The sequence below is a fragment of the uncultured Alcanivorax sp. genome, from assembly GCF_947258575.1.
Lineage (GTDB): Bacteria > Pseudomonadota > Gammaproteobacteria > Pseudomonadales > Alcanivoracaceae > Alcanivorax.
In genome coordinates this window covers 334873-360425 of sequence record NZ_CAMYIV010000002.1, presented here as the reverse complement: position 1 = coordinate 360425, position 25553 = coordinate 334873, and the positions used below count along the sequence as shown (strand labels likewise).

At 59.6% G+C, this 25553-nt stretch carries 26 protein-coding genes; 13 read left to right on the top strand and 13 right to left on the bottom strand.

Annotated features, from left to right (window positions below):
* Positions 1 to 70: 70 nt before the first annotated feature.
* The 7 genes from Q0Y02_RS01790 to Q0Y02_RS01760 all read left to right on the top strand — a co-directional run bounded on the left by Q0Y02_RS01790 (position 71) and on the right by Q0Y02_RS01760 (position 6011).
* The gene (locus Q0Y02_RS01790; RefSeq protein WP_290511387.1) at positions 71 to 538 is read left to right on the top strand and encodes an NUDIX hydrolase; all 468 of its coding nucleotides are present in this window, start codon (positions 71 to 73) and stop codon (positions 536 to 538) included.
* 15 nt (positions 539 to 553) lie between these two features.
* Complete coding sequence (mnmA, locus tag Q0Y02_RS01785) at positions 554 to 1660, top strand: tRNA 2-thiouridine(34) synthase MnmA (protein ID WP_297763538.1); 1107 nt, start codon at positions 554 to 556, stop codon at positions 1658 to 1660.
* The gene (gene hflD, locus Q0Y02_RS01780) at positions 1657 to 2295 is read left to right on the top strand and encodes a high frequency lysogenization protein HflD (protein ID WP_297763535.1); all 639 of its coding nucleotides are present in this window, start codon (positions 1657 to 1659) and stop codon (positions 2293 to 2295) included. Before mnmA ends, hflD begins: the two co-directional genes overlap by 4 nt.
* Positions 2296 to 2577: 282 nt before the next feature.
* Positions 2578 to 3948, top strand: coding sequence for an adenylosuccinate lyase (purB, locus tag Q0Y02_RS01775; RefSeq protein ID WP_297763531.1), 1371 nt, complete (start codon positions 2578 to 2580; stop codon positions 3946 to 3948).
* Positions 3948 to 5078, top strand: coding sequence for a cupin domain-containing protein (locus tag Q0Y02_RS01770; RefSeq protein ID WP_297763528.1), 1131 nt, complete (start codon positions 3948 to 3950; stop codon positions 5076 to 5078). The genes purB and Q0Y02_RS01770 overlap by 1 nt, the downstream gene beginning before the upstream one ends.
* Positions 5079 to 5088: 10 nt before the next feature.
* Positions 5089 to 5514 carry a GNAT family N-acetyltransferase gene (locus Q0Y02_RS01765; RefSeq protein ID WP_297763525.1) on the top strand — a complete coding sequence of 142 codons (426 nt, stop codon included), beginning with the start codon at positions 5089 to 5091 and terminating at the stop codon, positions 5512 to 5514.
* The gene (locus tag Q0Y02_RS01760) at positions 5514 to 6011 is read left to right on the top strand and encodes a hypothetical protein (protein ID WP_297763522.1); all 498 of its coding nucleotides are present in this window, start codon (positions 5514 to 5516) and stop codon (positions 6009 to 6011) included. Before Q0Y02_RS01765 ends, Q0Y02_RS01760 begins: the two co-directional genes overlap by 1 nt.
* Positions 6012 to 6138: 127 nt before the next feature.
* On the opposite strand, the gene Q0Y02_RS01755 is transcribed toward Q0Y02_RS01760, so the two are convergent.
* Positions 6139 to 6804, bottom strand: a complete 666-nt coding sequence (locus Q0Y02_RS01755) for a methyltransferase domain-containing protein (protein WP_297763519.1) — start codon at positions 6802 to 6804, stop codon at positions 6139 to 6141.
* A 107-nt stretch (positions 6805 to 6911) separates the two neighbouring features.
* Between Q0Y02_RS01755 and Q0Y02_RS01750 the strand changes: the two genes are divergently transcribed.
* Positions 6912 to 7688: a hypothetical protein gene (locus Q0Y02_RS01750; RefSeq protein ID WP_297763516.1), complete on the top strand. Its 777-nt coding sequence runs from the start codon at positions 6912 to 6914 to the stop codon at positions 7686 to 7688.
* A gap of 147 nt (positions 7689 to 7835) precedes the next feature.
* Here Q0Y02_RS01750 and Q0Y02_RS01745 read toward each other — a convergent pair whose 3' ends face one another.
* From Q0Y02_RS01745 to Q0Y02_RS01725, 5 genes are all read right to left on the bottom strand, one after another.
* Positions 7836 to 9998: a malate synthase G gene (locus tag Q0Y02_RS01745; RefSeq protein WP_297763513.1), complete on the bottom strand. Its 2163-nt coding sequence runs from the start codon at positions 9996 to 9998 to the stop codon at positions 7836 to 7838.
* A 226-nt stretch (positions 9999 to 10224) separates the two neighbouring features.
* Positions 10225 to 11076, bottom strand: a complete 852-nt coding sequence (gene ttcA, locus Q0Y02_RS01740) for a tRNA 2-thiocytidine(32) synthetase TtcA (RefSeq protein WP_297763510.1) — start codon at positions 11074 to 11076, stop codon at positions 10225 to 10227.
* 91 nt (positions 11077 to 11167) lie between these two features.
* Positions 11168 to 11965, bottom strand: coding sequence for an SDR family oxidoreductase (locus Q0Y02_RS01735; protein ID WP_297763507.1), 798 nt, complete (start codon positions 11963 to 11965; stop codon positions 11168 to 11170).
* 267 nt (positions 11966 to 12232) lie between these two features.
* Positions 12233 to 13426, bottom strand: coding sequence for an acyl-CoA dehydrogenase family protein (locus tag Q0Y02_RS01730; protein WP_297763503.1), 1194 nt, complete (start codon positions 13424 to 13426; stop codon positions 12233 to 12235).
* A gap of 9 nt (positions 13427 to 13435) precedes the next feature.
* On the bottom strand, positions 13436 to 14530 hold the full coding sequence (locus Q0Y02_RS01725) for an acyl-CoA dehydrogenase family protein (RefSeq protein WP_297763500.1): 1095 nt from the start codon (positions 14528 to 14530) through the stop codon (positions 13436 to 13438).
* A 172-nt stretch (positions 14531 to 14702) separates the two neighbouring features.
* Here Q0Y02_RS01725 and Q0Y02_RS01720 point away from each other — a divergent pair, with 172 nt between their 5' ends.
* The 3 genes from Q0Y02_RS01720 (at position 14703) to Q0Y02_RS01710 (ending at position 17415) form a co-directional block, all read left to right on the top strand.
* Positions 14703 to 15791, top strand: coding sequence for a GGDEF domain-containing protein (locus tag Q0Y02_RS01720; protein ID WP_297763498.1), 1089 nt, complete (start codon positions 14703 to 14705; stop codon positions 15789 to 15791).
* Positions 15792 to 15860: 69 nt separating this feature from the next.
* Complete coding sequence (locus Q0Y02_RS01715; protein ID WP_297763495.1) at positions 15861 to 16415, top strand: YecA family protein; 555 nt, start codon at positions 15861 to 15863, stop codon at positions 16413 to 16415.
* A gap of 148 nt (positions 16416 to 16563) precedes the next feature.
* Complete coding sequence (locus Q0Y02_RS01710; protein ID WP_297763494.1) at positions 16564 to 17415, top strand: DUF2914 domain-containing protein; 852 nt, start codon at positions 16564 to 16566, stop codon at positions 17413 to 17415.
* Positions 17416 to 17434: 19 nt separating this feature from the next.
* Here Q0Y02_RS01710 and Q0Y02_RS01705 read toward each other — a convergent pair whose 3' ends face one another.
* A complete protein-coding gene (locus Q0Y02_RS01705) occupies positions 17435 to 18001 on the bottom strand; it encodes a hypothetical protein (protein WP_297763491.1) in 567 nt (188 codons plus the stop codon).
* Between the two features lie 144 nt (positions 18002 to 18145).
* Positions 18146 to 19717 (bottom strand): GMC family oxidoreductase, encoded by a 1572-nt coding sequence (locus tag Q0Y02_RS01700; protein ID WP_297763488.1) that lies wholly within the window; start codon positions 19715 to 19717, stop codon positions 18146 to 18148.
* A gap of 148 nt (positions 19718 to 19865) precedes the next feature.
* Here Q0Y02_RS01700 and Q0Y02_RS01695 point away from each other — a divergent pair, with 148 nt between their 5' ends.
* Complete coding sequence (locus Q0Y02_RS01695) at positions 19866 to 20123, top strand: hypothetical protein (protein ID WP_035244540.1); 258 nt, start codon at positions 19866 to 19868, stop codon at positions 20121 to 20123.
* A gap of 186 nt (positions 20124 to 20309) precedes the next feature.
* Positions 20310 to 21419: a prolipoprotein diacylglyceryl transferase family protein gene (locus tag Q0Y02_RS01690; RefSeq protein ID WP_297763482.1), complete on the top strand. Its 1110-nt coding sequence runs from the start codon at positions 20310 to 20312 to the stop codon at positions 21417 to 21419.
* 162 nt (positions 21420 to 21581) lie between these two features.
* Here Q0Y02_RS01690 and modC read toward each other — a convergent pair whose 3' ends face one another.
* The 5 genes from modC to Q0Y02_RS01665 form a co-directional block, all read right to left on the bottom strand.
* Positions 21582 to 22631, bottom strand: coding sequence for a molybdenum ABC transporter ATP-binding protein (gene modC, locus Q0Y02_RS01685; protein WP_297763479.1), 1050 nt, complete (start codon positions 22629 to 22631; stop codon positions 21582 to 21584).
* Positions 22628 to 23314 carry a molybdate ABC transporter permease subunit gene (modB, locus tag Q0Y02_RS01680; RefSeq protein ID WP_297763810.1) on the bottom strand — a complete coding sequence of 229 codons (687 nt, stop codon included), beginning with the start codon at positions 23312 to 23314 and terminating at the stop codon, positions 22628 to 22630. The genes modC and modB overlap by 4 nt, the downstream gene beginning before the upstream one ends.
* Positions 23304 to 24041 carry a molybdate ABC transporter substrate-binding protein gene (modA, locus tag Q0Y02_RS01675; protein WP_297763476.1) on the bottom strand — a complete coding sequence of 246 codons (738 nt, stop codon included), beginning with the start codon at positions 24039 to 24041 and terminating at the stop codon, positions 23304 to 23306. Before modA ends, modB begins: the two co-directional genes overlap by 11 nt.
* 175 nt (positions 24042 to 24216) lie before the next feature.
* Complete coding sequence (locus tag Q0Y02_RS01670; protein WP_297763473.1) at positions 24217 to 25167, bottom strand: rhodanese-related sulfurtransferase; 951 nt, start codon at positions 25165 to 25167, stop codon at positions 24217 to 24219.
* Positions 25164 to 25496 carry a BolA/IbaG family iron-sulfur metabolism protein gene (locus tag Q0Y02_RS01665; RefSeq protein ID WP_272963213.1) on the bottom strand — a complete coding sequence of 111 codons (333 nt, stop codon included), beginning with the start codon at positions 25494 to 25496 and terminating at the stop codon, positions 25164 to 25166. The genes Q0Y02_RS01670 and Q0Y02_RS01665 overlap by 4 nt, the downstream gene beginning before the upstream one ends.
* Positions 25497 to 25553: the final 57 nt, after the last annotated feature.

The following is a 25553-nucleotide window of genomic DNA, read 5'->3' as shown; positions in this document are numbered from 1 at the left end:
CCATGGTGACAGAACGGATTGCGTTATTATTGTGCCCCATTTGGACGGGGCCAGTACCGGTAGGGTTGCTATGAACAGCTTTGAGCCGCACATTACTGTGGCCTGTGTGGTGGAACAAGACGGGCGCTTCCTCTTTGTTCGGGAAATGAGCAAGGGCCAGGAAGTGCTGAACCAGCCCGCCGGGCATGTGGAATTCGGTGAAAACCTGATGCAAGCGGCCTACCGGGAAACCCTGGAAGAAACCGCCTGGCAGGTGGAAATCACCGACCTGCTGGGCTGGTATATCTTCCAGCCCTTCCGCGGCGCCGGGGTCTACTACCGCACCTGTTTTGTGGCCAGGCCTGTCAGCCATGACCCGGGCCAGAAGCTGGATACCGGTATTCTTGGCGCCGAATGGCTGACACCGGACGAACTACGCAGCCGCCGCCCCCAACACCGTAGTGCCCTGGTGGAAAAATGCCTGGATGACTACCTGTCAGGCCGGCGCCTGCCACTGGACACCATCTATCAGCACCCCTGGCCGCTGCAACGCGGCTGAGATGAAGGCAGCACCATGAGCCAAGTTTCCGCAAAAGCCCCACAAGACACCCATGTGATCGTCGGCATGTCCGGCGGCGTTGATTCCTCGGTGGCCGCGGCGCGTCTGCTGGATGCGGGTTATCACGTCGAAGGCCTGTTCATGAAGAACTGGGACGAGGACGATGGCACCGACTACTGCACCGCCCGGGAAGACCTGATGGATGCCATGCAGGTAGCGGGCGTACTGGGTATCGAACTGCATACGGCGAATTTTGCTGCGGAGTACTGGGACCGGGTGTTCGAGCACTTCCTGGCCGAGTACAGGGCCGGGCGTACCCCCAACCCGGACATCCTCTGCAACAAGGAAATCAAGTTTCAGGCGTTTCTGGATCACGCCATCACCCTGGGCGCGGACTACATTGCTACCGGTCACTATTCCCAGGTGAGCCACGACGGCAAGGGGCGCCTGCTGCGAGCTGTGGATACCAACAAGGACCAGACCTATTTCCTCCACGCCGTGGATCACCGCAAGTTCGAGCGCACCCTGTTCCCCCTGGGTGACCTGGAAAAGCCGGAAGTCCGTCGCATCGCCGAAGAAAAGGGCTTTGCCAACCACAAGAAGAAGGATTCCACCGGGATCTGCTTCATTGGTGAACGACGCTTCAAGGATTTTCTCGAACAGTACCTGCCCGCCCAGCCTGGCAAGATCGAGGATGACCATGGCAATGTGATCGGCGATCACGACGGACTCATGTATTACACCCTGGGCCAGCGCCAGGGCCTGGGCATTGGCGGTCTTGCCAACGCCGGCGATGCACCCTGGTATGTGGCCGGCAAGGACCTTGAGCTCAACGTGCTGATCGCCGTTCAGGGCACGGATCACCCGTTGCTTTACAGCCGTGAACTGACCAGCGCCCCCATGCAGTGGGTCGCCCTGGCACCGCCGGCGCTGCCCGCCCGACTCACCGCCAAGACCCGCTACCGGCAACCGGACCAGGCCTGCACCGTCAGCGACGCCGGCAATGGCCGTGTTCACGTGGTGTTTGACGACCCCCAACGCGCGGTCACGCCAGGTCAGTCCGTGGTGTTCTACGATGGGCCTGTGTGTCTGGGTGGTGCTGTTATTGAGGAGACCGCATGAGCGAACGCTTCAGCCCGCAACAACAACAGCTTCTGGCCCTGGCAGCGGTCTTTCAGGCCGCCCAGCTGGCCGACGACATTGCCCTGCGTGGCGATTGCGACCCACGCGCTTTCGAAGCCCTGATGCAGGGCGTCATGGCTCTGGATGCTGAGAGTTTTGACACCATTTACTCACAACCGGCCCTGCTCCGTGATGGCGTCAGCCTGCTCAACCGCAGCCTCAACCGGGATTCCGCCGGTGGCAACCTGCGCCCGCTCAATTACGGCCTGGCCCTGCTGCACTTGGCGGCCAAGTTGCGCAAAACCGATGACACCGTGAATATCCTGCGCCATCGGCTCAAGGCACTGGATGGCCAGCAGGCCCATTTCAGCAGTGTGCGGGACGATGCCTTCTGCCATCGCTTGGCCGGCATTTATGTGGACACCCTGGGCACTTTCCGTTTCCGGATCCAGGTAAAGGGCGAACCGGCCCACCTGCAGGACGAGAACAAAGCCGCCCGGGTCCGGGCCCTGTTCCTGGCGGGGGTGCGTGCCGCCTTCCTCTGGCACCAGCTCGGCGGCCGCCGCTGGCAGTTACTGTTCCAGAGAAAGCGACTTTTGAGCGCCATAGAGTCTATAGATATCAACAACCTGTAAGGCTTTCTTAAAGTCACCTGTAGGAGCGGCGCTCGAGCCGCGAACCGCCCGGTAGCGTGGAAATCCCCCAAAGGGCGATCAGGCGAATCAGAGCCCTGCAAATCTCCGGAACGCTTGTCGCAACCCTCTCGCGCTGTCGCCTCGCTTCGCTCGGTTCGCCCCTCAAGCGGGGCTCCTACAGGAAGCATCCGCTAACCCGGCAAACAACAACGCAGCCTTTGCCGATTTACGGTATCATTGCGCCGCTTTTACCCTCACGGAAACGATTCGGGAGCCATTTCCATGTCCAGCCTTACCTCTCTGACTGCCATTTCACCGGTCGATGGCCGCTATGCCGGCAAGGTGGATGCCCTGCGCAACACCACCAGTGAATACGGCCTTATCCGCTTCCGCGTGCATGTGGAAGTGAGCTGGCTGGAACAGCTCGCCCACGACAAGAACATCCCTGAAGTCCCGCTGATGAGCGGCCAGGCGGCCTGGCACCTGCGTGGCGTTACCCGCGATTTCGACGTCCAGCATGCCGAGCGCATCAAGGCCATTGAAGCCACCACCAATCACGACGTGAAAGCGGTGGAATACTTCATCAAGGAACAGATGGCCGAGCACGACGAGCTGGCCGGCATGAGCGAGTTTGTTCACTTCGCCTGCACCAGCGAGGACATCAACAACCTGTCCTACTCCCTGATGCTGAAAGAAGCCCGGGAAATCCTGTTGCCGAAGATGGATCAGGTAATCAGTGCCATTCGCCGCCAGGCGCACGCCCAGGCCGATCAGCCCATGCTGTCGCGCACCCATGGCCAGTCAGCCTCCCCCACCACCGTGGGCAAGGAAATGGCCAATGTGGTGGCCCGCCTGCAGCGCCAGCGCGACCAGTTCGCCGCCGTGGCACTGCTCGGCAAGATCAACGGTGCCGTGGGTAACTACAACGCTCACTTGTCCGCCTACCCTGACGTGGACTGGGAAGCCTTTGCCCGCCGCTTCGTGGAAGGCCTGGGATTGTCCTTTAATCCTTTCACCACCCAGATCGAGCCCCACGACTGCGTGGCCGAATACTTCCACTCCCTGATGCGCTTCAACACCATCCTGCTCGACTTCGACCGGGACGTGTGGGGCTATATCTCCTTGGGCTACTTCAAGCAGAAAACCGTGGAAGGCGAAGTGGGTTCCTCCACCATGCCGCACAAGGTCAACCCCATCGACTTCGAAAACTCCGAGGGCAACCTGGGCCTGGCCAACGCCATCATGGATCACCTGGCCGCCAAGCTGCCGGTGTCCCGCTGGCAGCGCGACCTCACCGACTCCACCGTGCTGCGTAACGTGGGCGTGGGCATGGCGCACAGCCTGATCGCCTTCGAAGCCAGCCTGAAAGGCATCAGCAAGCTGGAAGTGAACCCGGGGCGCCTGAACGAAGACCTTGACGCGGCTTGGGAAGTACTGGCCGAACCCATCCAGACCGTCATGCGTCGCTACGGCATCGAGAAGCCCTACGAAAAACTCAAGGCCCTGACCCGTGGCAAGGATGGCATCAACCAGGAAACCCTGACGGCCTTCATCAATGATCTGGCGATCCCGGATGAAGCCAAGGAAATCCTGCTGGCCATGACCCCGGGCAGCTACATCGGCAACGCGCCCCAGCAAGCGCGCAATATCTGATGACAGAACCGGGCCTTCCCACCTTCACGCTGCCGCTTGCCCCGGCAGCGTTTTTGCGTGATTACTGGCAGAAAAAGCCACTGTTCATGCCCGGTGCCGCCAGCGGCCTGGATGAACCGGACGCGGACACCCTGGCCGGGCTGGCGCTGGAAGAGAATGTGGAAGCCCGTATCATTCGCGGCGCTGCTGGCGGCACCTGGGAACTCAAACAGGGGCCGTTCGAGGAAACCGTGTTCGCCGAGGTGGGCGAGCGGGACTGGACCTTGCTGGTGCAGTCCGTGGACCATTATCTGACCGATGTGTCCCTGCTGCTGGACAGCTTCGCTTTCCTGCCCAACTGGCGGCTTGAAGACATCATGATGAGTTATGCCGCCAAGGGTGGCAGTGTGGGCCCCCATTTCGACCGCTATGACGTTTTCCTGATCCAGGCCGCCGGCAGTCGCCGCTGGCAGATCGGTGATGTCTGCGACGAAAAAACGCCGAAATTGCTGCATCCAGATCTGAAGTTACTGGCCGACATGCCGGTGCGTGAAGAGTTCGTGGCCAACCCCGGCGATGTACTCTACCTGCCCCCGGGCGTGGCCCACCATGGCGTCGCCGAGGACAGTGACTGCATCACCTGGTCAGTGGGTTTCCGGGCTCCGGATTACCAGATGCTGATGGCGGAAATCGCCGGCGAATGCCTGGCCGATGCGGACAGCGAGCTGTTTACTGACGCGGACCGGCAGGAGCCCAAAGACCCGGCGGTATTGGCCGATGGGGACCGTCAACAACTGGTTCGCGGCGCCCTGGACCTGCTCAATCCGGCTGCGATTGAGCGGGCAGTTTATCGCTGGCTGTCCACTCCCCGGCTGGATGGACTTGAATTTGCCGTCGATGATGCCCATATTCGCCAGCGCGATCCATCCATCGCCCTGGTGCGCCATGGTAGTGTGCGCCTGATTTTGCAGGGCAATATTGTCTGGCTAAACGGTGAGCCTTACTCACTGACAGAACAACAACGACCACTGGTGCAGCTGCTGGCCCGCCAGCGCTGCTATACCCGTGAAGCGCTGGATGCCGTCTTGCAGCCAGCCGGGAGTGAATTGCTACATGACTGGATTGAACAGGGCTTCTTCGCCCAACTTTAACGAGACCCCTATGGCTATCAGCATTATCGAGACCCGCTGGGACGAAAACGAAACCGCCCTGCGAGCCCTTCGCCAAACGGTCTTCATCAACGAACAGCATGTTCCCGAAGAGCTGGAATGGGATGGCGAAGATGACAAGGCCATCCATTTTCTGGCCCTGGATCGGGAGCAGAATCCGGTAGGCTGTATTCGCCTTCTTCCCAGCGGCCAGATCAGCCGACTGTGCGTCCTGTCCGAGCAGCGCAACAATGGCGTCGGCAGCTCCCTGTTGGTGGCGTCGGAAGAAGCCGCCCGCGCCAAGGGCATGGAAGAAATCTTTCTGCACGCCCAGACCCATGCCACCAGCTTCTACGAAGCCGCCGGTTTTACGGTTTCCGGTGGCATCTTCATGGATGCCAACATCCCCCACCGGCAGATGTTCAAACCCCTCGCCTGATGCCTTTTGTCATCGGTGACGACGACACCCTGCTCCACCCTGAATTTCGCGAGGCAGGCACTGCGCTGGCTTCGCTGATTTCAGCCTGCCGTCGCAGCCTCTGGCTGCGGGTGCCGCAACTGGACGCCCTGACCGCTGACCACGCCGTGTGCGATGCCCTCAAGCGCCTGGCCCTGAGCAGCGCAAAAACCGATATCCGCATTCAGTACGACAGCCAAGACAAGGCCGTGCGCAATGGGCATCGCCTGGTCCATCTGGCCAGACGGCTCCCTTCTCGCATACAGATGCGCCAGAGTCAGGATGATGACCGGGACAATCAGCTCTGCTTTGCTATCGGTGATGGCACCGGGCTGTTCGAAGCCCCGGGCTGGCCCCGGCCCGGACGGATAGACCTGTGCGGCCACCGTCTTCCCCGCGCGCCACGTCTGGCAAGACAGTTTCAGGAACACTGGGAACGGGCGGCTTCCTCCGTAGAGTTGCGAGAGCTGCGTTTATAGAATCTTGTAAGGAGGATTAGCCGAAGGCGTAATCCTCCGTCACAGGGTGCAACGCCTGGCACCAGGAATCTGGCGGATTACGCCCTTCAGGCTAATCCACCCTACCCGCCGCGCCCAGACCGCCACGTCACAGTCTCGCCGTAAGCCGCCAGTTTACCTGGCCGCTGGCCTGGTATTTTTCCTCGAAATCCGTCAACGGTTCACTCTGCATCGGCAGCTGCGACAACTCGGCGTGGATGTCACTGATCGCCAGCGCATCGCGCACCTCCTGCAGATACAGCAGCCAGTTGCTACGCATCTCCAGCTCGCCACCCAGCGACAACATCGTTGGCCATACCGGGTGTCCATGCCAGCGCCGCTTCAGATGAGCGCTTTTCGGCCACGGGTTCGGGTAAAGGATCTGATGGCGCTGGAGCTGCCAGCCTTCGCCGGCAATCAGCCGCCACAAACCCGCACAATCAGCCCGCAAGAGCAGAAGGTTGTCCGGCAGCTGGAAACGCTTACTGGCACGCTCCAGGCGAACAGCAGACTGATCTACCCCCACCACCAGTGCCTCAGGCTGCTGACGGGCCAGCAACAAGGAGGAGCGCCCGGTGCCACAGCCGGAATCCAGTATCAGGGCTCTCTCGGCCCCCTGGGCTTGCCGCCATTGCTGCAACCGGGCAAACGCCTGAGCATCATGGTCTGCAATAGGCGCCCGCCAGGGACTTTGCAGATGGCGACGGACCACCCGGTCCAAGTCACTGTGGATTCCGGTCTGATTCGAGGTAACGCTACGGCTGTTGGCGAACATGGCAACTCTGGGGCAACTTCAGGCGGCGGCCATTATGCCTGTGATCCCGTAGAGATGCGCAATGTAGCCGCCATGATAGAGTGAGAAAAAGCGTGCTGGAGTCGATCATGATGCAACCCATACACCGCAGCCGACATCTCGTTCTGCTACTCAGCCTGCTGCTGGGGACGATCGGACAGGCCGTGGCAGATACCATGCGCATCCACGTATTGCCGCGCCCGGATGCGCCGGCACTGGTGTCGGTGATCGAACCCCTACTGGCCCCGGGCGGCAGCGTACGGGCCTATCAGGGCAAGTTGATCGTGCGTACCACCGACAACAATATGGCCGAGCTGGAAGGGGTGCTGGGCAGCCTGGAAGCCACGCCCTGCGCTCTGGTTGTTCACCTTCGTCGTCAAGGCACCAGCAGCGGCCAGCGCAGCGGCGTGGATACCCGTATCCAGGGCCGCATTCCTGGCGGCGTCTCCGCTGATATCCGCATTGAACAAAGCCGGCAGCACGGCAGCCAACAAGACCATTACCAGATCCGCACCCTCAGCGGTTACCCGGCCCATATCAGTCAGGGCACCCTGCTCGCTCTCGGCGGCGGTTATTACGGCACCGTGCTTGCTGAGCTGCAACAGGGTATCCAGGTAATTCCGCAACTGACCCCGGACGGCGACGTGGTACTGCAGATCAGCCAGCGCTATGACCAGGCCGGCGGCCCGGGCCTGGCCAATACCCAGTCCAGCGGCACCACCCTGCGGGTACAACCTGGAGTCTGGCAGCCGATGGGCAGCATTAGTGTAGACCGACAACAGGACCAGCGAGGGCTTGGCGGGGTGCAACGCCGCAGCCAGCAGGTCAACCTGCCGTTGGAAGTCATGGTGGAGATCAGTGAATAGTTAACAGTGAATAGTTCATAGTTGCGCGGCGAGCAACAGGCAGGGATTAAAACGCAAGAGGCCGCGCCCAACGATTGGGCGCGGCCTCTTTGCTTTCAAGAACTGCGACACGAGAACGCGTCGCTGTTAACTGTTAATTATTCACTGTTAACCGTTGTTCTTCAGCTCACGGCGACGACGGTGCAGGACCGGCTCGGTGTAACCGCTGGGCTGGGAGCAACCCTCGAACACCAGCTCCATCGCTGCCTGGAAGGCCACGGAGTTGTCAAAATCCTTGGCCATGGGCACATAGGTGGGGTCGTTGGCGTTCTGACGATCCACCACTTCTGCCATGCGCTTCAGGGTTTCGGTCACCTGTTCTTGATTGGTGATGCCGTGGTGCAGCCAGTTGGTTACGTGCTGGCTGGAAATCCGCAGGGTGGCGCGGTCTTCCATCAGGCCCACATCATTGATGTCCGGCACCTTGGAGCAACCCACACCACTGTCGATCCAGCGAACCATGTAACCCAGAATGCCTTGGGCGTTGTTATCCAGCTCCTGCTGGATTTCTTCAGCGGACAGCTCACGGGTCAGCAACGGCACGGTGAGGATGTCGTCCAGGGAGGCACGCTTGCGGTTAGCCAGCTCTTTCTGGACTTCTGCCACGTTAATCTCGTGATAGTGGGTAACGTGCAGGGTCGCAGCCGTCGGGGACGGCACCCAGGCGCAGTTGGCGCCGGCTTTCGGGTGACCGGCCTTGGTGGCCATCATCTCTGCCATTTCGTCCGGCTTCGGCCACATGCCCTTACCAATCTGGGCGTGACCCGGCAGGCCGCATTCCAGACCGATATCCACGTTCCAGTCTTCGTAGGCGTTGATCCACGGCAGGGCTTTCATGTCGCCCTTGCGTGCCATGGGGCCCGCTTCCATGGAGGTATGCATTTCGTCACCGGTACGGTCCAGGAAGCCGGTGTTGATGAAGATCACACGCTCCTTCGCCTGACGGATACACTCCTTCAGGTTTACGGTAGTGCGACGCTCTTCATCCATGATGCCGATCTTCAGGCTATTTTTTTCCAGGCCCAGGGCTTTCTCGACACGCTCGAACAGCTCAACGGCGAAGGCCACTTCTTCCGGACCGTGCATCTTCGGCTTCACGATGTACATGGAACCGGTGCGGCTGTTGCTCAGCTTGTTGAGCTTCTTCAGGTCGTGGATGCCGGCCAGCACGGTGACCATGCCGTCCATGATGCCTTCCGGGGTTTCTTCCCCGTTCATGAGGATGGCCGGGTTGGTCATCAGGTGACCCACGTTCCGCACCAGCAGCAGGGAGCGGCCGTGCAGGGTCAGGGTGGAGCCGTCCAGGGCGGTGTACTCACGGTCACCGTTCATGGAACGGGTCATGGTCTTGCCGCCTTTCTGGAAGGACTCCTGCAGATCGCCCTTCATCAGGCCGGCCCAGTTGCGGTACACCTCAACCTTGTCTTCCGCATCCACGGCAGCCACGGAGTCTTCGCAATCCTGGATGGTGGTGATGGCCGATTCCAGCAGCACATCCTTCATGTTGGCCGCATCGTCCGCGCCAATCGGGTGGCTGGCATCGATCTGGATTTCTGCATGCAGGTTGTTGTGCTTGAGCAGGATACCGGACGGCGCAGAAGCCTCGCCCACATAACCCTGCAGCTGGCCTTCGTCTTTCAGGCCGGATTTTTCAGCGCCCAGAGAGACTTCCAGTTTGCCATCAACAATGGCGTAACCGGTGCTGTCTTTGTGGGAACCAGAGGCCAGCGGGAAGTAGCTGTCCAGGAAGTTACGGGCCCAGGCAATTACCTTGGCGCCACGCTTGGGGTTGTAAGCACCGCCTTTCTCGGCGCCGCCTTCATCAGAAATCACATCGGTGCCGTAGAGGGCGTCATACAGGCTGCCCCAACGCGCATTGGCGGCATTCAGGGCGAAGCGGGCATTCTTCACCGGTACCACCAGCTGCGGGCCGGCGATGGTGCCGATCTCGTCATCCACATTCTCGGTGGTGACCTTGAAGTCCTCGCCTTCCGGAAGCAGGTAACCGATCTCGGTCAGGAACTGCTTGTACTCGACCATATCGATGGCCTGGCCTTTACGGGCCTTGTACCACTCGTCCAGCTGCGCCTGGATGGTTTCACGCTTTTCCAGCAGCGCCTTGTTCTTGGGCGCCAGGTCCTTGAGGATGCTTTCCAGCTCGGCCCAGAAGTGTTCCGGGTCCACGCCGGTGCCCGGCGCAATCTCGTTGACTACCAGATCATGGAGTTCGGCAGCGATTTCGAGGCTACCCTTCTGAATACGATCGGTCATGGTGCTCCTACCCTTCTGGTCGAGAGAGTCTTGGTTAATCGGGACATTCGGCGAAAACCCAAGGGTCGACCCCGCTTGAAGGGGGTCGGAGGAAGTCGCAGAAGCCCGGGGAAACGGTTACATGGCGGCCTGACAGACCGCACCGCAAAAAGGCGCGGGTATTTTACCGGAAACGGCGCCGTGAATCATGTTTAGTGGCAAAATCGCCGAAACGATGCTTTTTTGATCAACCGAACAGGTTGACCACATCCAATCGATGGGCCTGCTCACCGCCCTGCTGCCGGCCGTCTTCCAGGTTTTCGAAGTCGAACAGACGCGTATCGGCCAGTTGCGAGGGGGCAATATTCTGGATGGCGGCGAAGATGTTCTCGATGCGCCCTGGCTGGTCCCGGTCCCACTTGTTGAGCATATCCTTGATCACCTGGCGTTGCAGGTTCTCCTGGGAGCCGCACAGGTTACAGGGAATGATCGGGAAATCCTTGAAGTTGGAGAACTCGATGATGTCCTTTTCGCGGCTGTAAGCCAGCGGACGAATAACAATATTGCGGTTATCGTCGCTACGCAGCTTGGGCGGCATGGCTTTCATCTTGCCGCCAAAGAACATGTTCAGAAACAGGGTCTCGACGATGTCATCGCGGTGGTGGCCCAGGGCGATCTTGGTGGCGCCGATCTCTTCGGCAAAGCCATACAGGCTGCCACGGCGCAGCCGTGAACACAGCCCGCAGGTGGTTTTCCCCTCCGGCACCTTCTCCTTGACGATGGAATAGGTGTCCTTCTCGAGGATGTGGTAGGCCACCCCTTCGCGCTCCAGGTACTCAGGCAGTACATGCTCCGGGAAGCCCGGCTGCTTCTGGTCCAGGTTCACCGCAACCAGCTCGAAATTCACCGGCGCTGAATGCTGCAAATTGCGCAGGATTTCCAGCATGGTGTAGGAATCCTTGCCGCCAGACAGGCACACCATCACCTTGTCGCCCTCACTGATCATATTGAAATCAGCAATGGCACGACCGACCTCGCGCCGCAGCTTCTTCTGCAGCTTGTTGAGGCGAGTCCGTTGTTTGGCGTCCAGCGTGTCCATGGGAACCCTTTCTCTCTCTGTGTAACAGCCATCACGCTTCATGGAACAGCAATGACGCAAGAAGCGGATTTTGCGTGAAGCGTGTGGGCGATTATGTGACCTTCATTTTACGGATCAATCGGCGGTACAGCGCGGGGCTCCAGCGTTTCAGGTAGACCCCGGCACCCTCGCGGCCGGCGATGATAACCTGATCGCGGCCTTGCTGCACGGCCTTCACCATCCGTTTGGCGCATTCGTCAGGGGCAATACCGGCTTCCTGGGCGTCATCCATACTGCCCTGGGCGGAACCGTCGGCAGTGAGTGCGTTAAAGGATACCTGGGTGCGGATAAAGCCGGGCATCACCAGGGTCACCCGAATACCAGAATCGTATTCTTCCGCCCGCAATGATTCGAAGAAACCGTGCAGGGCATGCTTGCTGGCGCTGTAGGCACTGCGCAGTGGCGTGGGCAGCTCACCGACCAGCGAAGTCACCACCACAAACCGACCTCTGCCCTGCTCTTTCAACCAGGGCAGCACCGCCTTGGTCAGTGCCACTGTGCCGAAGAAATTCACCTCCATGATGCGCCGGTCCACGGCCAGGTCGGTGTCGGCCACCAGGGAGCGCTGGGAAATACCGCCGTTATGGACCACCTGATCAAGACGATCAAAACGCTGGCGCACCGCCGCCACGGCAGCGGGCATGGCCCCGGCATCCGCCAGATCCAGCGGCAGCACCAGGTGATCATCACTGTTGACCAGCCCCTCGCGGACCCGGTTCAGCTCCTCTTCCCGGCGGGCCGAGAGTACCAGGGTGGCACCCCGGCGGGCGTACTCCTTCGCCACCGCCTCACCAATCCCGGAGGACGCCCCGGTAATCCACACCACCTTGCCAGCCAGCGTTTCGGCCATCTCACACGCTCCTTGAAGTCAAAGACACCGCAAGGGTAATGCCATGGCCGAGAAATCCAAAGGCTGAAACAGCAAATACGCTAACTACGCAGCCGCTGTAGGAGCGCCTCTCGAGGCGCGAACCGCGCTTGCGCGGAAATCGTCCGCGGGACGATCAGGCGTTTCAGGGCTCGCCAGTTGTATGCAGGTTAGTCTGTAAGCTAGAAGACAACTTGCCACGGCCAGTTCGCGCCTCGAGAGGCGCTCCTACAGCGGCCTTGTCGCTAGCTATTTCAGCTCTTTGGAAGACAGCCCAAGCAGGTGCCGCGCCACGATCAACTGCTGGATCTGCTGAGTGCCCTCGAAGATATCGATGATCTTGGAGTCCCTGGCGAGTTTTTCCAGCAGGGATCGCTCGGAATAGCCCAGTTCGCCACACAGAGCGACGCACTTGAGAGTGACCTCATTGCCCATGCGCCCGGCTTTGGCCTTGCACATGGATGCCTCCCGGGAGTTTGGTTGACCATTATCGGCCATCCAGGCGGCTTTCAGGGTCATCAGCCGGGCGGCTTCCAGGTCGGCTTCCAGCCGGTACAGCTCCAGCTCACGCGCCGTAGAGTTATAAGGTTGTTTCGAGAAATCAGCCTCAACACCTTCTTTTTCAAGTGTTTCCCTGGTTATTTCAAGTGCCGCCCGGGCCACACCCAATGCCATGGCGGCCACCTGGGGACGGGTGTTATCAAAGGTCTGCATTACCCCGCCGAAGGCCTTTTTACGGGCCTCTTCGGTATCGCCAATCTCTGCCGAACCAAGGATATGATCCTTGGGAATGCGGCAGTTGTTGAACGACAGGGCCGCCGTATCGGACACCCGCAGCCCCATTTTGTCTTCCACCCGTACCAGCTGCAGGCCCGGGTTATCACGGGGGACGATAAAGGATTTGATCGCCGCCTTGCCCAGGGACTTGTCCAGAGTCGCCCAGACCACCACCGCGTCGCAGCGCTGACCGGCGGTGCAGTAGATCTTCTCGCCATTGAGCTCCCACTCGTCACCGTCCAGTTCGGCGGTGGTGCTGACGGCGGCAGAATCCGAACCCGCACCCGGCTCGGTGATCGCCATGGCACAGTAGAGCTTGCCGTATTTTTCTTTCTGCTCCGGGGTGCCAACGGCCATGACGGCCGCATTGCCAAGCCCGGAGCCGGGAACGGAGAGCATGAGCCCCACATCTCCCCAGCACATGGCTTCCACCGCCAGGATGCCGGTCATGTTGCTACCGTTCTTGATCTCGTCGCCACCGCCCTTGCCGCCGCTGCCGCGAGGCATGGCCGCCATCATCTGTGCCACCGGTTTCAGTTCTTCCGGGGTGTCGCAGTGCTCGATGGCGTCGTATTTACGGGCAATGGGACGAAAGACGCCCGCTGCCAGTTGCTGGGCCATCTGCTGGACCTGTTCGAGCTTGGCCGGAATTTCCAGATTGATCATGACTCTCTCCTATACCATCAGGCTGCCGTGCAACACGGCAATGCTGCGCAGGTTGCGGTACCACATTTCCAGGGGGTAATCGCGCACAAAACCGGCGCCACCAAATAACTGGATACCGTTGGTACCGATCTCCATGGCCTTTTCCATGCACTGCAACTGGGCCAGATAGGCGTCCTTGTGAAAATCCAGGCCTTGCTCTGCCCGACTGGCGGCACGCAGCATCATCAGGCGCATGCCTTCAATTTCGATGCCCATGTTGGCCACCATGAAAGCCACGGACTGACGCCAGGCAATCGGCTCCCCGAACGCCTTACGCTCTTTCACATAGGGGATGCTGTATTGCATCACCGCCTGACAGCAGCCCACCGCCAGGGCGCATTGGCCGATACGACTCAGGCCCAGCAGACGATTCAGGTCGAAGCCCGGCAACCGGTCACGAGCCTGAACTGCCACGTTTTCCAGGGTCAGCGTCGCCATGTTGGCACTGCGCAGGCCCATGTACGGCTCGGACTCAATGCTCAGCCCTTCCGCTTCCGCTGGCACCACAAAGCCCGCCACCTCGCCATCAATAGCCGCCACCACCACAAACCACTCACATTGCGCAGCCATGGGGACCAGACTCTTCACGCCGTTGAGGGTGTAGATGTCGCCGTCTTTACTGGCCATGGTGGCCGGCGCAGCAGGCTCGAAAGTGGCACGAGGCTCGTTGACCGCCAGCGCTGCGCCGGTAAACGTCTCCGCCGCCAAGGCCGGGAGCCAACGCTCCTGTTGCTGCTCATCACCGAAATCCATCAATGCATTCACTGCTGCCATGGGCTGAAGTGCGGCCAGGGTATGGGACATGTCCCCCTGGGCCAGATCCTCCACGGCCAGGGCGTTCGATAACGGCGAACGGGGCATGGCTACGCCACCCAGCGCTTCCGGCATGGGCATCAATGCCAGCCCGAAACCACTAATAGCATCCAATAAAGCCGGATTGGCCATCGCCGCGTCGTCAGCCGCTCGAGCCTGGGGTGACAGGGAGTCGCGGGCAAGGCGTCGCATGCTCTCGCGGGTAATGCGCTGCTCTTCTGTGAGCGTGAGATCAAACAGGGGGGTCGACATGATCGGGCCTCAGGGGGTCGAATTAACACAACCAATCAAACGATTGTTTCACTCGAGACAGTTTGTCAGCCCCTGTCTACCTCTCACAATGACATCCCTGTGACCTCGAATGAGAAAAACGGTAAAGTTGGCCAAAAAGCCATCAGGCCACCAACAGGATCCTATTACTTACGTGTTTACCCTGATTCCCGCCGACCCGCCGGAGCGCGCCACCCGCCTTCGCCGCCAGATAATGGCTGTTTATTCCTATTGCTTGCTATGGGTGGGCACCATCCTCGGCGTCGAGCTCAGTGCCTTTGCACCGGATACCCCGCACCTGATGATGTTCTCGGTGCTATTTGCGATCAACCTGGTGTTCTTTGTGCTCATTCGCAGTGGTCTCAGCGAACGCCTCGGCGACCCCAGCCTGACCATTTTGCAGATGGCCACCGGTATCATCCTGACCACGGTGATTCTGCATTATACCCGCGAGCTGCGTGGCGCCATGCTGAGTATCTACTTTATGGTGATGACATTCGGCATTTTTGCCCTGGACCGGCGTCGGCAAATGGCCATGGCCGGTTTTACTCTTTTTTGCTTCACCACGTTGCAGGTGTACGAGTGGCTGGAAACACCCCAGCAGGCGATCTTTTCGTTTCTGATCGGGCACTGGATCATTCTTGCCCTGATCCTCTGCTGGTTTATCTACATGGGCGGTTACATCCATAACTTGCAGAGCCGGGTAAGAGACCAACGGGAAAACCTGCGTGACGCTCACACACGCATGGAAGCCATTGCCGTGCGCGATGACCTTACCGGGCTATATAACCGCCGCCATTTCCTGGAGAGACTGGAAGAGGAGCTCTCCCTCGCCAACCGTAATCACACCCCGCTTTACCTGGCAATTATCGACCTGGATCATTTCAAACAGGTAAACGACAACTATGGTCATCACAGCGGCGACGAGGTTCTCAGCCGTTTTGCCCGCATCGCCAGTCAGAGCCTGCGCAAGTCAGACCTGCTGGCCCGCTATGGTGGCGAGGAATTCGTGGTGCTGTTCCCCCACGCCTCCGAGGGCGCCAGCGAAGCCGCTCTCGAGCGCTTGCGCAACCAGTTTTCTGAACAGCATTACGATTTTGCTCCAGAGCTTCATACCTCCTTTTCTGCCGGTCTCACTGCTTATCAGGAAGGAGAAACCGCGGATCAATTAACCAAACGGGCAGACACTGCTCTGTATGACGCCAAATCCAGGGGACGGGACCGGATTGCTAAACTGCCCTGAGTCATAATGCCGGGAATGCCTGGAGCCACTGAACAACTCCCGGTATGCTTGCCGGCAGCGGAGGACTCCATGTCAGACATTACCAATCCCAGCCTGAAAAACACCGTTCGCCAGTACTTCCAGGACCTTGGCGAAGACGCCCCTACCTGGACGGAAATCCATGGCATGCTCTGTGCCCTGGCCGTCGGGCCAGATACGGACACGGTGGACTACAGCGAAGAGCTGGAAATGCCGGTTCCCGAGGAAGTCACCGATGCCCTAAACCGGCTGCGTGAAAGGCTGGTGACCCAGTTACTCGGTGGCGACGCCATCAACCTGCCCTGCCTGCTTGACCCTTATCAGGAAGATGACGGCCAGGATCTGGCCAGCTGGTGTGCCGGTTTCATGACCGGCGTCTTCGTGGCTGAAGATAACTGGTATCAGGATGATGAAGAGCAGATGGCGCAACTGCTACTGCCCTTCATCCTGATCTCTGGAGTGGATGATGACGAAGCCCTGGACACGCTCTGGGAAAACAGCCAGGTAGTCCGGCAAATGGCTCTGAGCATTCCGGAAATACTGGAAGAGCTGTACCTGGTGTTCCATGGCCCGGATCAGGGTGATGAATCCGCCTCGGCAGACTGATTGTCCATAGCCGAACGTTCACCGCTAACGTGACGCAGTTCTGCGCCTTGTTGCCGCTGTACCACTAGTCTTGTTGTAGACGCTGCCGCTATCCAAAAAACGATTCAGACATAAGCGGCAGCCAGACAACATTCTGGGGGGTATCAAGGTGCGTATCTGCATTGTCACCGGCCTGCTGATTCCGGCATTGGCCTTCGCTGAAACTGCCACCGACAACGCATGCCCGACGTTGGTCAGTGCCGCTTTCACCACCGCGGTGGAAGAACGGGAACCGCTCGCTCAGCTCACAACCGCCCCGCTCTCTGTCGATGAGCTGCTATTCTTTACCGCCATCCAGGATGGCAACGGCGAGCAGCTTCACCATACCTGGTCTTATAACGGTGAGCCCATTGTTGATGTGCCGCTGGCAGTGAGCTCGGATTACTGGCGCACCTGGTCGTCAAAAACCTTCGCCGGCCTTGATCTGGCTGCCGGTGGTCAGTGGCAGGTAAACGTCAGCACAGAAAGTGGCTGTGAGCTGGGTAGCTGGACGTTGACGCTCAGCGATGATGGCGAAGCCACTGAGTCGCCAGCCCCAGCAGCACCCTCGCCACCAGCGCTGAAAAAAACCTCAGAAACGCCTCCCAAAGCGCCGCCGGAAAAAGCCAAGAGCGACGCAGTGGATCTCAGTGAAAACTACGCGGTGATTCGCCAGCTTCTTGATCTGGGCGATACCCGCGCGGTCAAGGTGGCGATACGCCGTGCTCGCGCGCTCACAGCCAATCCGGAACAACAGGCTGAGCTGGATACCCTGGCCGCAGACAACGAAGCCTTTGCCCAACTGGACAAACTGATCCGCCAGCGGGATGTAAACGGCGCCCGTGAACTTATGCAAACGCTGGTGATTTCCATCTCCCCAGACAGCCCGGTTTATCCGGCGCTGCAAAGTCGTCACCGGCTATTGAATCGCCTGGAAGGTAACGAGCGGGAAACCGTATTCCAGGCCGCATCCAGCCCCTGATGTCATAACAGCACGGTCGTCAGTCGTCTTTCAGAGACAGATGGCTGATGTCCGGTGCCACCGGTGTTTTCTCCTCTTTTTTCTGCCCCAGCACTTCTCCTGGCTGAGCCATGGTCAAGTGCCCCACATCCGGCGCTGGTGGAGGAGCGACCTTTTCCCTGTTATCCATCTCCGCACCCACTTCCGCCACCGAGTAGGCCCCGGAAAAGCCGGTCCCCCCGGTGCGGATGGTACCCACCGTTTCCAGCTCGCCTGACGCCGGCTCTGTCGGCTCTCGAGTTTCCGGGGCCGCAGAGGCTGCGCGGGGTTCCGGTACCGGCGCCGATGAGTTAGCCAGTGTCTGGTCAGAGGCGGCTACCGGTCGCAATTCACACTCAGCGCCAGCCTGTTTCAGCACCGCGCGGAATTTCATTGCGGTGGCCTGGTCAGCATCCTTCTTCAGCACTACCGGCTGCCCGGAAAACAATTTCTCCACCCGGGCGGCATCCATCTTGAAAATTTTTCCCAGGTTGCTCTTTACCGTCGCAAGGTCCGACCCTTTCACCAGCTGACCGGCAAAGACGATATGGAAACGGGCATCGGCCATTGTGGATTCCTCTCTGATTCTCTACTGACTACCAATGTATCGTACCCGGAAATGAGCAGCACGCTTGCCTTACTGACAACACGCAAACCGCACGGTGTCAGGGGTTTCATGAAGCAAGCCACGTGAAGCCACGTGAAGCCACGCTCATCCCATTTCACTGGCGGCGTACTCGGCCAGCGCAGCAATGGTCCGTGATGGGTTCAAACCCAGTGCCCGTGGCACCATGGCACCATCAATCACAAACAGATTGGGATAGTTGAACACTTCTCCCCGGTGGTCTACCACGCCCTGATCCACAGAATCTGCCATATTGCAGCCCCCCAGCGGGTGCGGGGTCACCAGGTCCTTGAACCAGTCCCAGGTCGCTGGCGTCATCGGATCCCCGCCGGTGGCAGCGGTCAACGCAAGATGGCGGTCCGCCAGCCCCTGTACTGCCTTTTCCGCCTTGCGATAATTCCAATCCAGTTTCAAGCGGTCTTTCTTCCAGGGCCAGTACCAGCGGCGGCCCAGATAGAAACGGCCACCGGGATCATCCATGGCCTGTCCGAACCAGGGCATCATTTTGGCAAAAGGATCGCTACTCTCTCCATACTTGAGCATGGCGGCACCCAACCGGGTACTGGCAAAGCGGGGATCCTTGCCCAATCGCTCCATCCAGCTGCCGAGAATATCGGGCACGCCCCCATCTTCGACAAAATAACGGGCGCCACCATCTGCCCCATCCAGGTAATCAATGGCGCTGGTAATGGTCGGCCCCCGAGTGGGAGAAATCTGGCGTTCGTCGTAAAACGCCATGGTGGCAAAGTCACCATTGCAGGACCAATTATGGCCAAGCGTGCGGCTCAGTTTCGGCAGGGTCTTGTACTGATCCCGGCAGCGCAACAGCAATTCCGTGGACCCCATGGAACCGGCAGCCACGATCACCTTTTCCGCCTTGAAGCGGCGCCAGCAATGATTGTCCAGGTCACGGGCCAGCACTTCATAGCCGCCGCCGTCCAGGGCGCGAATGGTGCGCACATGATGAAGCGGCCGGACTTCGGCGCCAGCATTCTCCGCCGCCGCCAGGTAATTCAGATCCAGGGTGTTCTTGGCCTGCACCGGACAGCCGAGGTCGCAGTTACCACAATGCACGCAGGTGCCCTGGGTTTTGCCCTGCGGATTTACCCAGCTCTGGCTATGGCTATAGGAGTAAGGATCATCCCGTTGCGTGCTCCAGTCGGGATCAAAGGTGATCGCCTGGGGCACAATACGAAACCGGTCGCCGGCCCCGACGGCGTCAGCGCCTTCCTTCATCAGATGGGTTCGCGGCGTCCATTGATTGCCCGGCAGCTCCTGCACGTTGAGCATGATGCCAGTGGTATCGTAATGGGGCTTGAGCGTGGCGTAATCGATAGCCTCCGGCCAGCCCTGGGCAAAGGCCTCAGGCTTGGCTTCGATACTGACATTGGCGTAGATCAGCGAGCCGCCACCCACTCCGGCGCCCATGGCAATACTCATGTCGCCGAAGTAGCGGAAATCGATCCAGCCGTTCTGTTTTTCCGGTTCATCTTCATCCCAGAACCAGTCGCGCTGGGACACCGATGGGTAATCGTCCGACAACCAGCGCCGCCCCCGTTCCAGCACCACCACCCGGCTTCCCTTCTCCGCCATCCGGCAGGCCATCACCGAGCCGCCAAAGCCGCTGCCGATGATCAGGACATCCACATTTTCCATCATCTCCCCCAACCCCTGTTCTTTTCGTCGCCTTTGCGACAACGCTTTTTTAATCAAGGTTTTGCACTATAAAATTAACGGCCAATCCTGTCTATTTGCAGCACTTTCCAGTAATCTGGCGACTGTCTTCGCCGGCCTCATTGCAGCACCCATGGAACAGATCGATTTCGTCACTATTGAAGAGCAGCAACGCCCCCGCAAGCGTAACGGTGCCGCTCGTAAACCCGGTCCGAAGAAAGCCGCGAAGCCACAGCGCCCGGGAGCTGTTCGTGATGGCTACCGCCGCCTCACCGCCGATATCCCCGCCGATCTGCACAAACGTCTGAAAATGCAGGCCCTGATGGAAGACCGCTCCGTCACCGAACTGATCGTGCAAGCCGCCGAGTGTTTTTTACGCAATCGGGATTAGTCCGCAGAATATCCGCCAAGCACTCCTTTCCAGTTTTATTCAAGCCGCTAGTTAACCTCGCACTTTCTCGGATCTTCCCTGAATCTTGCTGCGCTCCACCTTCATACAACCGTCACCTGGCTGTCATTCCTGCGCACTGATATACCCACATGCTGAGCCCTGACGCTACCGCTGAAGGAACTCGCTATGGCTGTGGATCTGTTTCTGTTGGGGTGTGCCCTGATCTTCGGGGCAGGTTTTCGCTTTCTGTTCCGTCATCTGCCCGAAGAGCGCTGGCAATTCGTGGCCTCGTTACCCCTGAAGAAAAACCATGATGGCTCCTGGCAGGGACTGAACCTGACCTTCTACGGCCTCTTCACCGGTATCGCCGGCGGGCTAGGGGTTGCCTGCTTTATTCTATTAACCGCTTCCGCCGGTGTGTCGCTGGGCACCGCACTGATACTGACGCTGGGGACACTGGCAATCTGCCTGCCCGCCGCCAAGATCATTGCCACCGTGGTGGAAAAAAACCGCCATGGCTTCACCGTCGGCGGTGCCAGCTTTGTCGGCATTATTATCGCCCCCCTGTTCCTGTGGCTGGCGGATCTGGCCAGCCAGCACTGGTGGCAGACTGCTTTACCGATTCTGCCCATGCTGGCGGCCATGTCGATTGCCTATGTGCTGGGCGAAGGCATCGGACGACTGGCGTGCATCAGCTTTGGCTGTTGCTACGGTAAGGCGCTGCGGCACTCACCGCGTTGGGCCCAGCGCCTGTTCTGCACCCTGAATCATGTGTTTATCGGCAAGACCAAAAAGATTGCCTTTGCCGGGGAGATGGAAGCCGTCAAGGTGATCCCCATCCAGGCGGTCACCTGTGTGGTTTATACCGCCCTCGCGTTGGTCTGCAGTGCCCTATTCTTCCACCGCCAATTCGCCCTGGCTTTTGCCCTCAGCCTGGTAGGAAGTCAGTTGTGGCGGGTATATTCAGAAACGTTGCGGGCAGACTATCGTGGCGGCAGCAGACTGTTCTCGGTATACCAGATGATGGCATTGCTGGCCGCACTCTACGGCATTGCCATCAGCCTCGCCCTGCCGGACCATGCGGGCCTGTCGCCGGATCTTGCTGCCGGCCTGGGAGCCCTCTGGTCACCGGGGGTTATTCTCAGCCTGCAGGTCATCACCGTGGCCATGTTCTTCTTCTCCGGCACCAGCACCATCACCACCGGCGAACTCCGCTTCGGTCTCGCCGCAGACTGGCGCAGCCAGGCGGGCTGTGACGAGGAAGGCTGCCAGGCAAAGGAAAACGCGGCGGCTTGAACAGCTTCAAGCGACAAGCCTCAAGCTACAACACGAGAAACGAATGTAAGGTTTCCAACGCAAGAGGCCGCGCCAAGGACCCGGGCGTGGCCTCTTGTGTTTCAAATACCAACATTATTGAGCCACGTTCTAGCTTGAGGCTTGTAGCTTGTAGCTTTGACCTCACCCCAGCGCCACCGCCTTTACCTGCGCATAAAGTCGCGTCCCCGGGAACACCTCAAGTTCGCGGGCGGAGCGGCTGGAGATGCGAGCCAACAACCGTTGGTCTCCCAGAGCCAGCTGTACCACAGCCTGTCCCGGCCCTACTTCGCGCAAAGCAGCCACCTGCACCGGATGGATATTGAGAATGCTGGAATCCTGCGGCGCCTGACGACACAGGCTCACATCCCGGGCAGCGATGCGAAGTCGTACCGGCTGTTCGCCAGCCACGGGCTGCGCAGCCGGTAGCCAGAATGTCTGCTGTGCAACGGTCACCGCCTGCAGGTGATCCCGGTTGTCATAATCCCCCAGTTCACCGTACAACAAGGCCGTGGCATCGCCACGCTGTGCCAGCGGCCCATCCAGCCGGGCCAGCTCTTCGTGAGCCTTGCCCCGCGCCACGATACGTCCCTGCTCCATCAGCCAGACTTGCCGCGACAAGGTCAGCAGCTCATCCAGATCATGGGTGACATAGATCACCGGTACCTGTCTGGCGATGTCACTGATCATCTTCAGCAGTTCCTGCTTATGACCGTGATCCAGCGCCGACAGGGGTTCATCCAGTAACAGCAGCTCCGGTCCGGCCAGTAACGCTCTAGCCAGCGCCACCCGCTGAGCCTCGCCCCCGGAAAGTGTCTGCACGGAACGCCCCAGCAAACCCTCAATACGCGTCTGACTTACCACGCTGTCCAGGTCCCCTGCTGCTCCCCGACGTTTCACCACATAGTCCAGATTGCCGCGCACACTCAAATGGCGAAACAGGGTCGGCTCCTGAAACATCATGCCCAGGGGACGCTGCCAGGGCGGCAGCGTGGCGTCGTCGGTTTGCCAGAGCTGATCACCGAAGCGAATCTCGCCATCGCAATCCTGGAGCCCGGCCAGCATTCTCAGCAGCGTGCTCTTACCAGACCCGGAAGGACCGAACAGAACGGTCACACCATTGGCAGCAAGTTGCGCCTGCGCCTGCAAACGACATGGCCCCACCTGGCCAGACAGAGAGAATGTCAGACTCATGGCATCACCCCGGTGCTCTGCTGCTTTCGTTGCCAGCGAAACAGAGCCCACAGCATCAACACAGACGCCACCAGCAGCACCGCTGCCAACCGATGCGCACTGGCGTAGTCCCCCGCCTCCACATGCTCATAAAGAGCCACGGAGGCAACCCGGGTTTCCCCGGCCAGGCTGCCACCGATCATCAGCACCACACCAAATTCCCCGAGGGTATGCGCAATACCGAGAATCACCGCACTGGCATAGCCATGCCGCGCCTGGGGAATCACCAGCGAGAAAAAACGATCCATGGGCCGGGCACCAGAGACCGCCGCCATATCCAGTTGCCGTGTCTCAATGGCCGCAAAGGCGCTCTTGAGGGGTTGCAGGACAAAGGGCAGCGAGTAGACCAAAGATCCAATCACCAGGCCGGTAAAACTGAACGCCAGGGAACGGACACCGCCCCATTGTGCCAGCCAGCCGCCCGGCCCATTCGGTCCCAGCCCGATCAGCAGATAAAATCCCAGCACCGACGGCGGCAACACCAGAGGCAGGGCCAGCAAGGCTTCCAGTAGCGCCTGCCCGGGCAAACGACGGCGGGCCAACCACCAGGCCAGCGGCGTGCATACCAGCAGCAGGATGAGGGTGGTAACCACTGCCAGTTTGACCCCTACCCACAGAGCGAGCCAGTCGCCATCACTCAACATCATCGGCGGCCTCATCAGTGCGATACCCCAGGCTGCGTATCATTGCCTGAGCCTCGCCAGAAAACAGAAAATCGTAGAAATGATGTACTGCAAGTCCATCCCTCAGTACACCACCCTGCTGACGTATCGGTGGATAGAACGCCTCGGGAATACGCCACTGTCGCCCTCCCTGGTCCTGTACCTGGCTTAGGCCCACAAAGGCAGCCTCTGCGGCGCCACTGTGAGCAAAGTGATAGCTCTGCGCCACATTCTCCGCCTGCACCAGGCTCACCGAATCCGGTAGTGGAAACCGTTCCAGCACTGCCTCGGCGGCTTCGCCATAGGGAGCGCTACGCGCATTGGCCATGGCCACCGGAGTGACCATGCCGGTCACCAGCGAAGAGCCATCGAGAACCGCCCCGGCATCCGGTGACCACAACACCAGCCTGCCAATGGCATAGGTGCGCACTGTGTCGGCCTCAAGCAAACCTTCAGAAGCCAGCTCCTGCGGCCGCCTGTCATCCGCCGCCAGAAAAATATCATAGGGAGCCCCCTGGCGAATCTGGGCGGCAAGCTTGCCGGTGGAACCCACAGTAATTTGAATATCCGCCCGCGGGTATTGCTGGCGATAACGCTGGACCAGTTGTTTCAGTGGGGAGGAAAAATTGGCAGAAACAGCAACCTGAACGGGCTCAGCCACTGCGATGGTGGTGACTACCGCCAACAGGCTGACAAGCAAACACTTCATGGAGACTCCACGAGGACCTGGCAGTGCCCAGTCTATGTCATCACGCCCGGCGGCACTATTGGTGATCTGTCCCGTTAAGAAGCGACATGCTGTGATCGCGGAACGAGAATCCAGCAGCGAAAATCAACAACCGGGATCTTCGCGACTGGAGGCTCGTGTCTGGAAACTGGAGAGCTCAGGACGGCTTGCGGGGGTTCTGTCCACGATGCTGGCGACCGCGGGCGCGGGCCAGTTCGATCTGCTTCTGACGTTCAGCGAAACGCGCCTTCTGCTCAGGAGATGACTCGTCGTAGCACTTGGGGCAAGAGACGCCCAGCTGGAATTTTTCCGAGGCCTTTTCGTCGTCATTAATGGGACGACGGCAGGCATGACACTGGTCAAATTCGCCAGGATTGAGATCGTGATCAACCGTGACTCTTTCATCGAAAACAAAACACTCACCTTCCCACAGGGAGTCTTCCTTGGGCATCTCTTCCAGATATTTGAGGATGCCACCTTTCAAGTGATAGACCTCATCAAAGCCCTGCTCTTTGAGGTAAGCGGTGGATTTTTCGCAGCGAATCCCGCCGGTGCAAAACATGGCCACTTTCTTGTGTTTCGCCGGGTCCAGCGTGTCTTTCACATAGTCCGGAAACTCACGAAAGGTGCGGGTCTCCGGATTAATGGCACCCTTGAAAGTGCCCACTTCCACTTCGTAATCATTACGGGTATCGATCAGGAGGGTTTCCGGATCGCTGATCACCGCATTCCATTCTTCCGGGCTCAGGTAGGTACCCACGGTGCGGTTGGGGTCGATTCCCTCCACGCCCATGGTGACGATTTCCTTCTTGAGTTTAACCTTGGTACGCAGGAAGGGATGTTCGTCGTGGAAGGACTCCTTGTGCTCCAGATCCGCCAGACGCGCATCCTCGCGGAGCCAGCCAAGCACCGTATCAATGCCGGACCGTGGCCCGGAGATGGTGCCGTTGATGCCTTCCGCGGCCAGCAACAGAGTGCCGCGCACATCCTGTGCCAACATCAGTGCCAGCAGCGGCTCCCGCAACTGCTCGCAATCATCCAGACGGACAAACTTGTACAGGGCAGCAACGACAATGCTGTCCGACCTTTCCACTTTATGCTGACTCACGCCTTGAACTCCGGATCATGCTTGCTGCCGCCAAGACAGTCAGGCGATTCGCTCACCTCACCCCCTTTGGCCTGCCACTCCGCCACGGTATAAGTGTGCAGCGCCAGCGCATGCACCGGCCCGGCCAGCTCGTCGGCCAGTACCTTGTAGAGCAACTGGTGGCGACGCACCGGCAGCATGCCGTCAAAGGCATCACTCACCAGCACCAGCTTGAAGTGGGTTTCTGAATTGGGCGGCACACTGTGCTTGTGGCTTTCGTTTTCCAGGGCCAAATGTGCCACAGGGACGGCCTCGGAAACCTTGCGCTCGATCAATGTTGCTACGCTCATGACGCTCACCACTCTCTACTCACCCACATCGCAAATGTGGCAGATCACAACCCGTAT

Bases quoted from the DNA above. Each gene is read 5' to 3' on its own strand.
- Q0Y02_RS01790 (WP_290511387.1), top strand. From the start codon at position 71: ATGAACAGCTTTGAGCCGCACATTACTGTGGCCTGTGTGGTGGAACAA.
- mnmA (WP_297763538.1), top strand. From the start codon at position 554: ATGAGCCAAGTTTCCGCAAAAGCCCCACAAGACACCCATGTGATCGTC.
- hflD (WP_297763535.1), top strand. From the start codon at position 1,657: ATGAGCGAACGCTTCAGCCCGCAACAACAACAGCTTCTGGCCCTGGCA.
- purB (WP_297763531.1), top strand. From the start codon at position 2,578: ATGTCCAGCCTTACCTCTCTGACTGCCATTTCACCGGTCGATGGCCGC.
- Q0Y02_RS01770 (WP_297763528.1), top strand. From the start codon at position 3,948: ATGACAGAACCGGGCCTTCCCACCTTCACGCTGCCGCTTGCCCCGGCA.
- Q0Y02_RS01765 (WP_297763525.1), top strand. From the start codon at position 5,089: ATGGCTATCAGCATTATCGAGACCCGCTGGGACGAAAACGAAACCGCC.
- Q0Y02_RS01760 (WP_297763522.1), top strand. From the start codon at position 5,514: ATGCCTTTTGTCATCGGTGACGACGACACCCTGCTCCACCCTGAATTT.
- Q0Y02_RS01755 (WP_297763519.1), bottom strand. From the start codon at position 6,804: ATGTTCGCCAACAGCCGTAGCGTTACCTCGAATCAGACCGGAATCCAC.
- Q0Y02_RS01750 (WP_297763516.1), top strand. From the start codon at position 6,912: ATGATGCAACCCATACACCGCAGCCGACATCTCGTTCTGCTACTCAGC.
- Q0Y02_RS01745 (WP_297763513.1), bottom strand. From the start codon at position 9,998: ATGACCGATCGTATTCAGAAGGGTAGCCTCGAAATCGCTGCCGAACTC.
- ttcA (WP_297763510.1), bottom strand. From the start codon at position 11,076: ATGGACACGCTGGACGCCAAACAACGGACTCGCCTCAACAAGCTGCAG.
- Q0Y02_RS01735 (WP_297763507.1), bottom strand. From the start codon at position 11,965: ATGGCCGAAACGCTGGCTGGCAAGGTGGTGTGGATTACCGGGGCGTCC.
- Q0Y02_RS01730 (WP_297763503.1), bottom strand. From the start codon at position 13,426: ATGATCAATCTGGAAATTCCGGCCAAGCTCGAACAGGTCCAGCAGATG.
- Q0Y02_RS01725 (WP_297763500.1), bottom strand. From the start codon at position 14,530: ATGTCGACCCCCCTGTTTGATCTCACGCTCACAGAAGAGCAGCGCATT.
- Q0Y02_RS01715 (WP_297763495.1), top strand. From the start codon at position 15,861: ATGTCAGACATTACCAATCCCAGCCTGAAAAACACCGTTCGCCAGTAC.
- Q0Y02_RS01705 (WP_297763491.1), bottom strand. From the start codon at position 18,001: ATGGCCGATGCCCGTTTCCATATCGTCTTTGCCGGTCAGCTGGTGAAA.
- Q0Y02_RS01700 (WP_297763488.1), bottom strand. From the start codon at position 19,717: ATGATGGAAAATGTGGATGTCCTGATCATCGGCAGCGGCTTTGGCGGC.
- Q0Y02_RS01695 (WP_035244540.1), top strand. From the start codon at position 19,866: ATGGAACAGATCGATTTCGTCACTATTGAAGAGCAGCAACGCCCCCGC.
- Q0Y02_RS01690 (WP_297763482.1), top strand. From the start codon at position 20,310: ATGGCTGTGGATCTGTTTCTGTTGGGGTGTGCCCTGATCTTCGGGGCA.
- modC (WP_297763479.1), bottom strand. From the start codon at position 22,631: ATGAGTCTGACATTCTCTCTGTCTGGCCAGGTGGGGCCATGTCGTTTG.
- modB (WP_297763810.1), bottom strand. From the start codon at position 23,314: ATGTTGAGTGATGGCGACTGGCTCGCTCTGTGGGTAGGGGTCAAACTG.
- modA (WP_297763476.1), bottom strand. From the start codon at position 24,041: ATGAAGTGTTTGCTTGTCAGCCTGTTGGCGGTAGTCACCACCATCGCA.
- Q0Y02_RS01665 (WP_272963213.1), bottom strand. From the start codon at position 25,496: ATGAGCGTAGCAACATTGATCGAGCGCAAGGTTTCCGAGGCCGTCCCT.